Annotated in this window: 11 protein-coding genes; 7 read left to right on the top strand and 4 right to left on the bottom strand. The window is 47.0% G+C overall.

The features are described 5' to 3' along the window. Window positions 1-235 precede the first annotated feature (235 nt). On the bottom strand, window positions 236-1,633 hold the full coding sequence (locus FD963_RS07190) for a coniferyl aldehyde dehydrogenase (RefSeq protein ID WP_215361474.1): 1,398 nt from the start codon (window positions 1,631-1,633) through the stop codon (window positions 236-238). 49 nt (window positions 1,634-1,682) lie between these two features. Here FD963_RS07190 and msrA point away from each other — a divergent pair, with 49 nt between their 5' ends. Next, a complete protein-coding gene (gene msrA, locus FD963_RS07185) occupies window positions 1,683-2,255 on the top strand; it encodes a peptide-methionine (S)-S-oxide reductase MsrA (protein WP_215361472.1) in 573 nt (190 codons plus the stop codon). Between the two features lie 13 nt (window positions 2,256-2,268). Here the strand turns inward: msrA and pdxH are convergent, their stop codons facing one another. Next, complete coding sequence (gene pdxH / locus FD963_RS07180) at window positions 2,269-2,904, bottom strand: pyridoxamine 5'-phosphate oxidase (RefSeq protein WP_215361470.1); 636 nt, start codon at window positions 2,902-2,904, stop codon at window positions 2,269-2,271. A 22-nt stretch (window positions 2,905-2,926) separates the two neighbouring features. Here pdxH and FD963_RS07175 point away from each other — a divergent pair, with 22 nt between their 5' ends. From FD963_RS07175 to pepN, 5 genes are all read left to right on the top strand, one after another. After that, entirely contained in the window at window positions 2,927-3,676 is a 750-nt protein-coding gene (locus FD963_RS07175; protein ID WP_215361468.1) for a ThiF family adenylyltransferase, read from the top strand. 245 nt (window positions 3,677-3,921) lie between these two features. After that, on the top strand, window positions 3,922-5,304 hold the full coding sequence (locus FD963_RS07170) for an amino acid permease (protein ID WP_215361467.1): 1,383 nt from the start codon (window positions 3,922-3,924) through the stop codon (window positions 5,302-5,304). 12 nt (window positions 5,305-5,316) lie between these two features. Then, the gene (ald, locus tag FD963_RS07165; RefSeq protein ID WP_215361465.1) at window positions 5,317-6,435 is read left to right on the top strand and encodes an alanine dehydrogenase; all 1,119 of its coding nucleotides are present in this window, start codon (window positions 5,317-5,319) and stop codon (window positions 6,433-6,435) included. An 87-nt stretch (window positions 6,436-6,522) separates the two neighbouring features. Beyond that, window positions 6,523-7,098 carry a TMEM165/GDT1 family protein gene (locus FD963_RS07160; protein WP_215361463.1) on the top strand — a complete coding sequence of 192 codons (576 nt, stop codon included), beginning with the start codon at window positions 6,523-6,525 and terminating at the stop codon, window positions 7,096-7,098. Between the two features lie 45 nt (window positions 7,099-7,143). Beyond that, on the top strand, window positions 7,144-9,753 hold the full coding sequence (gene pepN / locus FD963_RS07155; RefSeq protein WP_215361462.1) for an aminopeptidase N: 2,610 nt from the start codon (window positions 7,144-7,146) through the stop codon (window positions 9,751-9,753). Between the two features lie 390 nt (window positions 9,754-10,143). Here the strand turns inward: pepN and FD963_RS07150 are convergent, their stop codons facing one another. Then, window positions 10,144-10,347: a DUF2191 domain-containing protein gene (locus FD963_RS07150; RefSeq protein WP_072583756.1), complete on the bottom strand. Its 204-nt coding sequence runs from the start codon at window positions 10,345-10,347 to the stop codon at window positions 10,144-10,146. A gap of 169 nt (window positions 10,348-10,516) precedes the next feature. Between FD963_RS07150 and FD963_RS07145 the strand changes: the two genes are divergently transcribed. Continuing rightward, on the top strand, window positions 10,517-11,515 hold the full coding sequence (locus tag FD963_RS07145; RefSeq protein ID WP_216862542.1) for a class 1 fructose-bisphosphatase: 999 nt from the start codon (window positions 10,517-10,519) through the stop codon (window positions 11,513-11,515). Window positions 11,516-11,585: 70 nt separating this feature from the next. Here the strand turns inward: FD963_RS07145 and cphA are convergent, their stop codons facing one another. Beyond that, window positions 11,586-14,156 (bottom strand): cyanophycin synthetase, encoded by a 2,571-nt coding sequence (gene cphA, locus FD963_RS07140; RefSeq protein ID WP_215361461.1) that lies wholly within the window; start codon window positions 14,154-14,156, stop codon window positions 11,586-11,588. Window positions 14,157-14,180: the final 24 nt, after the last annotated feature.

The raw sequence follows: 14,180 nt of genomic DNA, 5'->3' as shown, positions 1-14,180 counted from the left end.
GTGCGATGGTCAAAGGCATCGACCATCAGACAAGCGGCAGCGTTGTTGTGTTTATGACTTCTAAACTAATCGCTGAAATAGAGCTGGGGGGCGATGAATCAAATTGCTTTAAAAAGCCTCCTATTATGACATTTTCAGCACTCGATTACAAGGGTTTTCCCGACTTAATTCAGAAATAGAGGCTTAAAGCTTCATCTTCTGAGCTTAGTCATTCAGGTATTCCTTGTTTAACTCTTTATTTGAGATAACGCAAAAGCCACTCAGTCATTTTTCCATATGGAGGGCGCGCTGTTTTAGTTCCCTTGAAAAGGTTTAAACCAAAGAAGCCGCGTACTTGAAGAATCGATTTTTGATGGCTGAAGGTATTAAAGCCTGCTTTGCCGTGATAACTCCCCATGCCACTCGCACCCACACCACCAAAAGGAAGATCTTCAATGGTGATATGTAAGAGTGTGTCATTAATGGTGACGCCACCAGAACACGTTTCATTTAAAACGCGCTTCATATTCTTTTTGTCTTTGCCAAACCAATATAGAGCCAAGGGATTGGGTTTGTTGTTTACATAAGCAATCGCTGCCGAGGTATCTGCAACAGTCACGATCGGCAGTATGGGTCCAAAGATTTCTTCATGAAGAATACGGGCTTCCGGCGGAACATTGACCAATGCAATAGGCTCGAATGGTCTTGCACCAGCACCAGGGTTATTGAGCAAAGGAATGACTTTTGCACCACGGTCTAGCGCATCGCTGACTAGGTGTTGCCAGTATTCCAATTGGCGCCCATCAATAGGGCCTGTTAGTTCCTCTGGTTTGCTAAATTGAGCTTGAGCTGCAGTTTGTAATTCTTGAATAAATTCTGCTTGAATGCTTGGTTCTAGTAAAACATAGTCAGGGGCAATACAGGTTTGACCGCCATTAAGTAATTTTCCATAAGCAATAGAGGCGGCAGCATCTTTGAGTTTGGCGCTCTTATCAATGATGACAGGCGTTGTACCGCCAAGCTCCAGAGTGACTGGAGTGAGATTTTCTGCGGCAGCACGCATCACTTTTTTGCCAATGTTGCCTGAGCCAGTGAAGAAAAGATGATTAAAAGGCAGTGCTGAAAATTGCTCGGCTACTTCTGGACCACCAGTAGTGACACAGAATTCGCTAGGGTGGAAATATTCTTGAATGAGGCTGGCAATAAATCCAGAGGTGCGTGAGCTTCGTTCAGACGGCTTGAGCCAAACGCGATTACCAGCAGCAAAAGCAGCGATTGCTGGAATGAGTGCTAATTGAACTGGATAGTTCCACGGACTCAGAATGCCGACTACGCCAAGCGATTGACTTTCAACCCAAGCTTGTGAAGCGCCCATGTGGAATGGAACTTCTCTTTGCTCGGGCTTCATCCATTCTTTGAGATGCTTGCGGGGGTACTTGCAGGCCTGATAAATCATCTGGCATTCAGCAAGTCTCGTTTCTACTGGGTGGCGCACCCCGAAGTCTGCCTCGAGCGCTTTGCAGATTTTTTCTTCATTCGCCTCAATCATTTTTTCAATGCGCGCAATTCGATCCAGTCTCACTTCGAGGGTAGGGTTTGGTTCTGCAGCGTAAGCTGCTTTCATTTCATCGAGCTGGATAGTGAAGCGATTCATAGTCTATTAATAGTTGGCAGGTATTGGAATAAGGCATTAGGATAAAGCCATGGAAACAAATTTAGATAAAAAAGAACCCCTTTTAGAGCGTGCTACCTTGGGTGGAGGCTGTTTTTGGTGTCTGGAAGCGGTTTACCAGCAAATTTCTGGAGTTCGGTCGGTGGTATCTGGCTATGCTGGTGGCGCTAGGCCCAATCCGACTTATGAGGCTGTTTGCACGGGTGTATCAGGCCATGCCGAGATTGTCGATATCTTGTTTGATCCGCAAATCATTTCATTTAGGGATTTATTGGAAATCCTTTTCGTGATTCATGATCCGACTACCTTGAACTATCAAGGCAACGATCATGGTACTCAATATCGTTCAGTCATTTTTACTCATAGCGAAGAACAGTCTCAGATTGCGCATGAAGTAGTGCAAGAACTTGAAGATTCAAAAATCTATGCCAATCCAGTGGTCACGCAGATCGATGCTGCGCCAACTATTTATCCCGCAGAAGACTATCACCAGAATTATTTTCAGCAGCATCCTAATCAAGGATATTGCATGGCAGTAGTTGCGCCTAAGCTGGCTAAATTTAGAGCGAAATTTAAATCGCTCATAGCGCCCCAATATTGCTAAGGATTAACAGTCTCTAGGGTGCTAGGCGATTCACTCGCCAGTCTGCGCCTTCTAGTTTGTAGTGCATACGGTCATGCAATCTAGATGGGCGCCCTTGCCAGAATTCAATTTCAGTAGGACGTAGGCGGTAACCACCCCAATGCCCTGGACGTGGAGGGGTGTCACCAAACTCTGTCTTAAAACGTTTTTCCGCTTCCTCTAAGAACTCCCGGTTTGGAATGGCAGCGCTCTGAGGCGAGGCCCAGGCACCAATTCTGGAGGCGGCTGGGCGGGAATGGAAGTACTCATCACTTTCGGCTGCACTAACCCGCTCAACAACACCCTGAATACGTACCTGGCGCTCTAATTCATGCCAATGGAAGAGGAGGGCTGCTTGAGGGCGGATAGCCAAGTCTTTGCCTTTTTGACTCTCGTAGTTAGTAAAAAAGGTAAAGCCATTTTGGTCTGCGCCTTTTAGTAAGACAATACGGGCTGATGGATTGCCTGCTTGGTTAGCCGTTGCCAAGGTCATCGAGTTGGGTTCAGGACACTCTGCTTTCACAGCTTGATCAAACCAAAGCTTGAAAAGCTGGAGCGGGTCTTGGGGAACCTCGGTCTCTGAGAGCTGGCCAAAGGTATAGTTTTTGCGAAGTTGTGCAATGGAGTCCATTTATTCAGTATAAAGAGAAGCTATGGCAGAAGACAAGGTAGAAGGCAGCTTAGAAAATCGTCGTTTTGGCGGGGTCTCACGACTCTATGGGCCAGAACTGCGCGAGCGCTTTCTGAATGCAACGGTTGTTGTGGCTGGTCTAGGAGGTGTTGGATCCTGGGCGGCAGAAGCTTTAGCTCGCACGGGTATCGGACACCTTGTCATCATTGATTTTGATCATATCTCCGAAAGCAATACTAATCGACAGCTGCACGCTCTAGAAGGGCAGTTTGGTAAAGCAAAAGTCGAGGTGATGAAGGAGCGTATTCTGCTAATTAATCCAGAGATCAACTTGACTGCTTGTGATGAATTCTTGGAGCCAGAAAACTTAGATCGACTTATTCCAGCAAATGCATTGGTATTAGACGCGACCGATTCAGTACAAACCAAAATTGCTTTATCAGTGTGGGCCGTGAAAAATAATCGCGCTTTAGTCATGTGTGGCGCAGCTGGTGGCAAGTCAGATCCCACATCGGTGCGTTGCGAAGATCTCTCTCGTACCGAGCAAGATGCCTTGTTAGCCAAGGTTCGTCAAGGGTTACGACAAGATCACGGCTTCTCCAGAAATCTGAAGAAAAAAATTGGCATTCGTGCGATCTACTCGCATGAACCACGAGCGGGAGCTTCCAGCGGAGGTCTGGCCTGTTCGGGCTATGGCTCCACCGTGATGGTAACGGCTGCTTGCGGGCTCGCAGCTGCCGCAGAAATTCTGAATCTCATCTCTGCACAATAAGTTTTCCCCAAAAATTGTCGTAAATCCTTAAGGGGATTCCCTGTAGGAAATTACTGATTCTTTTGCAATCAGAAATAATTTATTTCAAACTCTGCGTTGATTTCAAAGACATTTCAATATTTTCCTAAATAGATTTATTTAATTAATTACTTTAGTAATTTTTCTCCCCTGGTACTGATCACCGTTCCTCCCTAGACTTTGCTTCGTTGGCAAGTTGCCAATGACAAATCGAAAGGGGGTCTCTCTTGCAGACTGAACACACTGGCTTAAAGCGCCATCTCAAAGTACGACACATTCGTTTGATGGCTTTGGGCTCAACGATTGGCGTGGGATTATTTCTGGGGTCAGCAAGTGCAATTCAAATAGCGGGTCCATCAATTCTTCTGGGTTATTTACTGGCAGGTATCGTTGCCTTTATTGTCTTGCGCACGCTTGGTGAGATGGCGGTGCATGAGCCTGTAGCAGGTTCTTTTGCCGCTTATGCTAATACCTATGTGGGCCCACTAGCGGGGTATATGGTGGGGTGGGGGTACTGGACTTATTGGATCGTAGTTGGAATTGCTGAAGTCACAGCAGTTGGCATCTATATGGGTATTTGGTTTCCAGAGACGCCTCAGTGGATTTGGGCACTTTCTTCTATTGTGATGATGGGCTTAATCAACCTGATTGCAGTAAAGGTATTTGGAGAATTTGAGTTTTGGTTTGCCCTGATTAAAGTGGTGGCGATTGTCGCGATGATTGCGCTTGGAGGTTCAGTCATCTTGTTTGGCTTTACCAATAATTGGCAGCCCATTGGTCTGAGTAATTTATGGCAACACGGCGGCTTCTTTCCAAATGGCATCAGCGGAATGTTGCTGTCATTACAAATGGTCTTGTTTGCTTACGTTGGTATAGAAATGATTGGTCTTTCTGCGGGCGAGGCTGAGAACCCACAAAAAACCATTCCCATGGCCATAGATTCTTTGGCTTGGCGCATTCTCATTTTCTACATGGGTGCCATCCTGGTTATTTTGGCAATCTTTCCTTGGAATCAAGTTGGGCAGCAGGGCAGTCCATTCGTAGTGATGTTTGAGAGGCTGGGTTTGCGAGAGGCGGCGGGCTTAATTAACTTTGTCGTGATCACTGCAGCACTCTCTTCTTGTAATGCCGGTATCTTTAGTGGTGGACGCTTGTTGTACTCCTTATCGTCTAACGGCTATGCTCCTAGATCTTTTTCAAAGCTCTCACGGTATGGCGTTCCCCATCGAGCGGTGATGACTACAGTCGGAGTCTGTATGTTGGGTGTAGTGCTGAACTACTTTGTACCTGAAAAAGCCTTCCAATACATGATGGCTGCAGTGACCTTTATCGGTCTAATGGTTTGGATCGCGATCTTGATTACACAGATCAAATTCCGTCGCTCGCTATCCAAATCCCAGGTGGCGGAGTTGGGGTATCGCGCTCCTTGGTGGCCGTATTCCTCATGGTTTGCTCTGGCATTCATCGGATTAGTGGTGGTGTTGATGGGCTTTCATGAGGATGCACGGATCGCACTCATAGTGGGGCCGTGTTTATTGGGCGCGTATCTCGCAATGTTTTATGTCGTGGGCTTACATCGCAAAACAGCAAACCAGCGTGACTTTAAATAATAGGAGAAGGTAATGATCATTGGTGTACCTCAAGAGGTAAAAAATAATGAGTTCCGAGTGGGATTAACCCCGGGTAATGTCAGCGGACTTTGTAAGCAGGGGCATTCCGTTCTGATTCAGCGAGGTGCTGGCGAGCAAATCGGCTTAACGGATGAGTTTTATCGGCTTGCTGGCGCCAGCCTCGTGAATAGTGCAGCAGAAGTGTTTCAAAGGGCGGAGATGATTGTGAAAGTCAAAGAGCCTCAGGCGCAAGAATGCGCCATGTTGCGCGAGGATCAAATTCTGTTTACCTATTTGCACTTAGCTCCAGATCCAAGGCAGACAAAAGCTTTGTTGCAATCAGGCGCTACCTGCATTGCCTATGAAACAGTGACGGCTATGAATGGCGCTCTCCCTCTATTGGCGCCCATGAGTGAAGTAGCGGGTCGCATGTCCATCCAGGCAGCTGCATCGCATTTAGAGAAAACCAATGGTGGCTTAGGTGTGTTGATGGCGGGTGTACCTGGTGTATCACCGGCCAAGATTGTCATTCTAGGAGGTGGTGTCGTGGGCCGTAACGCTTTGCAAATGGCGGTCGGCATGGGGGCTGATGTTTGCATCTTTGATCGTGATATTGATCGCTTGCGTCAGATCGATATGTTCTATGGCAATCGCGTCAGAACTTTTTATTCCGATAGCTTGCTAATTGAGCAAGAGGTATGTGAGGCTGATGTCGTGATTGGAGCAGTGTTGCTACCTGGTGCAGCTGCTCCCAAGTTGGTGACGCGCGACATGATTAAAACAATGAAGCCTGGTTCGGTTGTGGTGGATGTTGCGATTGATCAAGGCGGCTGCTTTGAAACCTCCAAGCCAACTACGCATGCGGACCCAACCTTCGTGGTAGATGGTGTGATTCATTATTGCGTTGCTAATATGCCCGGAGCAGTTGCGAGAACATCTACCTTTGCTTTAACCAATGCGACTTATCCGTTTGTAGAGGCTTTGGCAAACCGGGGAGTGATGAAAGCACTCTCAATTGACCATCACTTGCGCAATGGTTTGAGTGTGCATAAAGGGATGTTGACATCAAAGCCAGTTGCAATGGCTCAGGGCCTAGACTATGCAATGGCCGAGGAGCTTTTAGTAGCGTAGCAATAAATATCCAAAATGAGTGGGTCTAGTGAGGGCTAGGATTTAAACTATCCCTGATACGCAAAACTTACTGGACCTACATCATTTATGGATTTTTCAGCCTTAACCCTCTCTGCTGGGGTAGTTGCTCTAGCGGAGATGGGGGATAAAACTCAATTGCTTTCATTAATGCTTGCGGCTCGCTATCCCAAGCAAGCATTAGCGATCATTGCAGGTATCTTTATTGCCACTATTGCTAATCATGCTTGTGCTGCTTTATTAGGTCATTGGCTTACTACTCTAGTGTCACCGGATGTGATGCGTTGGATTTTGGGTTTGAGCTTTTTAGGAATCGGTCTGTGGTTGCTGGTGCCAGATCATATTGATGATGCAGCTGGGTCTAAGGTAACTGATAGGGCTCTCCAGGTATTTTTGCTCACGGTAGGCTTATTCTTTTTGGCCGAGATGGGCGATAAGACACAAATAGCGACCATTGCCTTAGGCGCCCGTTACGAGGACGTATTCTCCGTAACAGTTGGCACCACATTGGGGATGATGCTGGCAAATGCCCCTGCCGTCTGGATTGGGCAGAAATTCACGAAACGCATGCCCATTAAGTGGGTACACGCGGTTGCAGCCGTCACCTTTATTGCAATTGGCTTGGCTACCCTGATATGGGCCTGAGATAGCGAACCAACCTGTCTGCCAGCCAAGACTTAAAATAGGCTCATGAAAACTGATCTCCCCCAGAGCTTTCGTAGGCTCGAATACCTCCCGCCTGCATACACCTTCGATCATGTCGAACTCGATATCGCTCTGGATCCAGCGCGAACTATTGTGAAAAGTCGTATTGAGGTTTTGCCAGGCAAAAGTTTTAAGGCAGGTGTCCCATTGGTTTTAGTAGGGCAAGAGCTCGAGTTTGTCAGTTTGCGCATCAATGGTGAAGCGCATCGCCATTTTGAGTTAACACCAGAAACACTGACGATTCATTCACTGCCAAATGAAGGTAAAGAAAAGTTTGTCGTAGAAATTATTTGCGTTTGCGTTCCCGAGAAAAATACCACCCTGATGGGCTTGTATGTTTCCAACGGGAACTTTTTCACTCAATGTGAAGCAGAGGGTTTCAGAAAGATTACTTACTTCTTGGATCGTCCTGATGTGATGGCGCGCTATCGCGTGACATTGCGTGCGCGCGAAGTAGAGTGCCCAGTGCTGTTATCCAACGGCAACTTACTGACTACAGAAAAACTGCCTAATGGATGGCATAGCGCTACTTGGGAAGACCCATTTCCTAAGCCATCCTATTTGTTTGCCTTAGTTGCTGGTAAGTTGGAGTGCATTGAGGAGACCATCACCACTAGTAGCGGCGCGAAGAAGTTACTGCAGATTTGGGTTGAGCCGCATGACCTCAAGAAGACTCGACATGCCATGGACTCCCTAATTGCCTCTATTCATTGGGACGAAAAGCGTTTTGGGTTAGAACTGGATTTAGAGCGCTTCATGATTGTGGCGGTAAGCGATTTCAATATGGGTGCAATGGAGAACAAAGGGTTGAATATTTTCAATACTAAGTTTGTTCTTGCTCAGCCAGAAACTGCTACCGATGCTGACTTTGCCAATATTGAAAGTGTCGTTGCGCATGAATACTTCCATAATTGGACAGGTAACCGCGTTACTTGCCAGGATTGGTTTCAGCTATCCCTGAAAGAGGGCTTGACTGTATTTAGAGATCAAGAGTTCTCTGCCGATCAAATGGGTAGCGAATCTGGTAGGGCGGTAAAGCGTATTGAAGACGTCAGATTATTGCGTCAACTGCAATTTCCAGAAGATGCGGGTCCGATGGCGCATCCGATTCGTCCGGATGAGTATCAAGAAATTAATAACTTCTATACCGTCACTGTCTATGAGAAGGGTTCAGAAGTTGTGAGGATGTATCAAACCCTCTTAGGTAAAGAAGGTTTCCGTAAAGGTATGGATTTATATTTCAAGCGTCACGATGGTCAGGCGGTTACCTGCGATGATTTTTTGGCTGCGATGGCAGACGCCAATGGCAAGGACCTAACTCAGTTTAAGAATTGGTATAGCCAGGCAGGCACTCCAAGGGTTAAGGTGCAAGAGCGCTATGATGCCGCCAAAAAACAGTACCAACTGACGCTGACGCAAAGTTGCACGCCTAGTCCAGGTCAGCCGGAGAAGAAGCCCTTTCATATTCCATTGAAGATGCGCTTAATTACCAAGGCAAATGACCAAGCTGAACAGTTATTGGAATTGACGCAAGAGAGTCAAACTTGGACTTTTGACAATATTCAAGATAAACCGGTTCTCTCGATTAATCGTAACTTCTCAGCGCCAATCAATTTGGATTTTGAACAATCTGAGGCAGATCTATTAACACTTTTCTCAAGCGATGATGATGCATTTAATCGTTGGGAGGCTGGTCAGAAGTTAGCGATGCAAATGATTTTAAATAATCGTTTGCCTGATGAAAAACTGATTGAGGCGTACCACAATATCTTACTAGACCCTAATTTGGATCCAGCCTTTAAGGATCTGGCTTTAACGCTGCCTGCAGAGTCTTATTTGTATGAGCAATGTACAAGCGTTGATCCTCAGAAGATATTTGCTGCGCGACGCGCTTTCCGCAGAGAGATTGCCAAGCAGTTGCAACTTGAGTGGGCCGCCTTGTATCAGCAGATGCAAACACCTGGACCATTTAAGTCTGATGGGATGGATGCTGGTAAGCGCGCCCTGAAAAATCTAGCATTGAGTATGTTGCTGGAGGCGGCGCCAGCAGTATGGGCACCAATGGCAGCCAATCAATATCAAATTGCTGACAATATGACTGACCGTTATGCAGCCTTATCTGCATTAGTGGTGCACGGCGCAAAACAGGCTAAAGATTGCTTAATTGATTTTTACAATCGATTTGCGAATGATGCCTTGGTTATTGATAAGTGGTTTGGCTTGCAATCCAGCCGTCCCCCTGCTGACGGTCTTGACTCCACTCTCGCTGAGGTGAAGAAACTCCGTGAGCATCCTGCATTCAAGTTAAACAATCCAAACCGAGTTCGCAGCGTGATTCATTCGTTCTGCGCTAACAATCCAGCTAGCTTTCATCAGGCGGATGGCAGTGGCTATGATTTCTGGGCCGATAGCGTATTAGCTCTAGATCCTATTAATCCTCAGGTAGCAGCTCGTCTTGCAAGAGCGCTGGACCGCTGGCGTTTATTTGCCCAACCCTATCAAGATCATATGAAAGCGGCTCTAGAGCGTGTTTCTGCATGCCCAACACTCTCTCCCGATGTGAGGGAAGTGATTGGAAAGGCGCTGGGTAACTAAGAAGTTAATGGAGCTTATTGCCGTACGAAATACCCAATCGAATTGCAAGCTTTTCCAGGCTCTTATCCAGAGTCCAAAGCTGGGCATTTTCTGAAAGCAGAGTTGATGTAAGGAGTGAGACATCAATTGCCCCACATCCAGATTCTTGGAGTTGATGCTTTTCAATAAACTCCAATATTTCATAAGGGGTGGCTATAGTTGCTTGTCGTAATTTTTTAATATAGCCCAAGGTTTTAGAGCGTGGCGATGGGGGTGATCCGCAGGCTAATTCTATTTGGATTAGGGGATGACACAGTATTTGGTCATTTAGTAGTAGAGATTCGAAAGATACATTTGACTTTCTAAAGTGAGCTACCCAGACTGATGTGTCAACTAAAACCATGGTCATGATTACTGGCCATCCTTCGGTTTGCGGCGAGGAATAGTCTTCATCTGAGGTGATTTACCACCCAATGCTACCAACCTCTTAGCAACTTGAACTCTTATGAATACGTTAATGGCCTCCCTAAAGAGATCAGCTTTATCCATATCAGGGTCAGCAAGATCCAAACCTCTTTGATATAGATCGTCGTCAATCGTGACAGTAGTTCTCATATATATCTCTCATCATTATTGATGCATTATAACATCTAAAATAACATCAAAATTAGAGTGGTTTATTGCCCAAATGATCATTTAGATGGGAAATATCAATATTTTGAGGTTGGCATTCGGAACAAGGCAAAATAGACCTTAATTTCAATAGAGCTTTGGAGAAATACCTTTGTCCTCAAGTACCCATATCAATTTCAAGCAATATTTAGCCTCCACAAAGCCGGCTGGCGATGCTATTCCGGCTGGATTGCAAGATTTGCTGACCGCGGTTGTTAACACCTGCTCAACTCTCAGTCATGAAGTAGCGCAGGGCGCCTTGATTGGCTTGTTGGGTTCCGCAGGCACTGGCAACGTGCAGGGTGAAGTTCAGCAAAAACTTGACATCATTGCAAACGATTTGCTGATCGACGGCGTAAAGGGTTGTAAATCACTCGCAGGTTTAGCCTCAGAAGAAATGGAGCTTCCAGTTCCAGTTCAAGGTACAGGTGATTACCTGCTGTTATTTGACCCACTCGATGGCTCATCCAATATTGATGTGAACGTATCGATTGGAACTATTTTTTCAGTTCTCAAGAAACAAGATCCGAATGCACCTTTGCAGACCTCTGACTTTTTGTTGTCAGGGCGTCATCAAGTTGCTGCGGGTTATGTAGTGTATGGACCTCAAACCACGATGGCCTTGACCTTGGGTGATGGTGTGGTGATGTTTACCTTGAATAAGGTGACTGGTGAGTTTTTGCTCATCAAGGATGCGGTAAAGATTTCTCATTCAACCAAAGAGTTTGCAATCAATATGTCCAACATGCGCCACTGGGCTGACCCAGTTCGTCGTTATGTTGAGGAGTGTTTGGCAGGCGTCAGTGGCACGCGTGACAAGGATTTCAATATGCGTTGGATCGCTTCCATGGTGGCGGATGTGCATCGTGTTTTATCTCGTGGCGGGGTATTTATGTACCCATGGGATCAGCGTGAACCGCACAAGCCCGGTAAGTTACGCCTGATGTACGAAGCCAATCCAATGAGTTTCCTGGTAGAGCAGGCGGGCGGCGCATCTACTAATGGCACGGATCTCATTATGGATTTGCAGCCAACAGACTTGCATGAACGTGTTTCTGTGATGCTAGGCTCTAAAGAAGAGATTGATCGCATTCAGAGCTATCACTCATAAGTGCATTAGTACTGCACCAATAAAAACCCCAATCAAGCGATTGGGGTTTTTTATTATCGAAAAGTTACTATTAAGGCCTTACCTGTTGCTTAAGATAGGCAAGAGACTCTTCAACTTGATCAATCAGAATCAAGCAAATATCGCCTGCAGCAAGATCGTTTAGGGCTGTATCAATAGCCTTAAATTCACCATGAATCTCTTTGACTTGCTTAGCCTTAGTTGCGCCAACCAAGCCTTCTTGCAAGAGTTTTAATACCTCACCATCTTCACGACCACGCTGGCAAGCATCTTGATAAAGAATGACATTGTCAAATACGTTGCCCAGGATGCGGGTTAGATCGCGGATATCTTCATCACGACGATCACCTGCACCGCTAATAACCACGTGGCTCTTCTTGGGTTTCATGGCCTCAACCGCACTAGTTAGGGCGCGCATAGCATCAGGGTTGTGACCATAGTCAGCAATGACGGTGGCGCCATTGTGTTGGAATTGATTAAAGCGTCCCGGTACGGAATTCGGATCGCTTTCAAAGCTATGTAAACCGCGCGCAATCTTTTCAGCATCAAGACCAAGAGCCCAGGCGGCGCCAATAGCAGCCATTGCATTTTCAATTTGGAAGCCCAGTACGCCATTTTGTGTCAGCGGGATTTCGCTAACGGGGAAGCGATACATCACACGCGATCCCTTGGAGGCAACTATGTAGGTGCCATCAAAATAAATAACTTTTTTATTCTTGGCGCGATGGGCGGCAATAACTGGGTGATGTTGATTTTGGGCAAAGAAAATGACTCGACCAGAGCACTTGTCACCCATCTTTACAACCATTGGGTCTGCTGCATTAAGCACTGCGGCACCGGTTGGGGCGACGTTTTGCACAATCACGCGCTTGAGAATAGCTAAATCTTCAACGCTAGTAATGTAATTAAGGCCTAAGTGATCGCCTTCGCCAATATTGGTTACAACCGCAACTTCGCAGCGATCAAAACCAAGACCTTCGCGGAGCATTCCACCCCGAGCGGTTTCAAGCACAGCCGCATCAACATCTGGATGCATCAGAACATTACGAGCACTCTTGGGCCCGCTGCAATCACCAGTATCGATAAGGCGATGGTTGATATAAACGCCATCAGTTCCTGTCATGCCAACGCGTAGGCCAGTTTCATTTAATAAATGAGAAATCAGCCGAACCGTGGTGGTTTTACCATTTGTGCCGGTAACTGCTACCACAGGAATGCGGCCATCTTCACCTAGCGGAAACATCATATTGATGATGTCTTCGCCAACGGGGCGTCCTTTGCCATATGAAGGCTTTAGATGCATACGTAAACCGGGCGCAGCATTGACTTCAACGATGCCGCCACCTTGTTGTTCCAATGGCTTGTAGATGTTTTCACAAAGGATGTCTACGCCAGCAATATCGAGTCCAATCATCTGGGCGGCAGCTACTGCACTTGCTGCGACGTCTGGATGAACATCGTCAGTAACATCAGTAGCGGTTCCGCCGGTACTGAGATTGGCGTTATTGCGGAGTAGAACGCGTTCGCCAGTCTTGGGCACGTATTGTGGAGTGAGGCCAGAGCTTGCCAGATGCGCCATGGCAATGTCATCAAAGCGAATCTTGGTTAAAGCTGTTGCATGGCCATCGCCACGCAATGGATTTTTATTCTCGATTTCAACTAGCTCTGCAACGGAGTGACTTCCATCGCCAACTACTTGTGCTGGCTCACGCCGAGCGGCGGCCGAGAGGCGGTTGCCAACGACGAGTAAGCGATAGTCTGCACCAGGGAGATAGCGCTCCACAATAGTTTCACGACCAAAGGCTTGAGTCACAACAAAACCAGCCCGAACCTCTTCTTCAGTTTGAATGTTGGCAACAACACCCTTACCTTGATTACCATCTTTCGGCTTTAAAACAATCGGACCACCAATTTTTTGAGCGGCGCGCCAAGCATCATCTGCAGTGGTAACTACTTCGCCAATGGGAACGGATACACCAGCGGCGGCAAGTAAGTTCTTGGTGAGTTCTTTATCTTGAGCAATCGCTTCAGCAATCGCACTGGTGTCGCTAGTCTCTGCAGCTTGAATACGTTTTTGTTTGCTGCCCCATCCAAACTGCACCATGCTGCCTTCGGTCATCCGGCGATAGGGGATGTTGCGTTGTAATGCGGCATCAACAATCGATCCAGTACTCGGTCCAAGGCGAACATCTTCGTACAGAGCCTCTAATTCTGAGAGGGCGGCAGCGAGATCAAACGGTGCATCGTTGAGGGTGGCTTGAATCAAAGCAAAACCAAAGTCAAAAGCCATGCGCCCAACGACTTCTTCGGTGTATTCCACTACGACTTGATAAACGCCGGCATCGACTGTTTGTACTGTGCGACTAAAGGTGACGGGGCAACCCGCTTGCGCTTGAAGTCCAAGCGCTGCATGCTCCAGGGCGTGAGCTAAAGAAAGCACCTCATTGTGCCCGCCGCGACGCATGCTGCCCAACTGGGGGAAGCGCTCACGAATCTTGGTTTCAAATTGAGGAATAGAGTCGATTGAGCTTTCCGACTCATCACAAGAAACAATCGCCTCTAAGGCGGTATGGCGGCTCCATAAATTTGGGCCGCGCAACATGCGAATACGGGTAATTTCCAATTAAGCCCCTGTAGCAGTAGTGGC

Source organism: Polynucleobacter sp. JS-JIR-II-50 (assembly GCF_018687895.1).
Taxonomy (GTDB): domain Bacteria; phylum Pseudomonadota; class Gammaproteobacteria; order Burkholderiales; family Burkholderiaceae; genus Polynucleobacter.
Note: the sequence above shows the minus strand (reverse complement) of the source record. Positions and strands in the feature narration are given on the sequence as shown.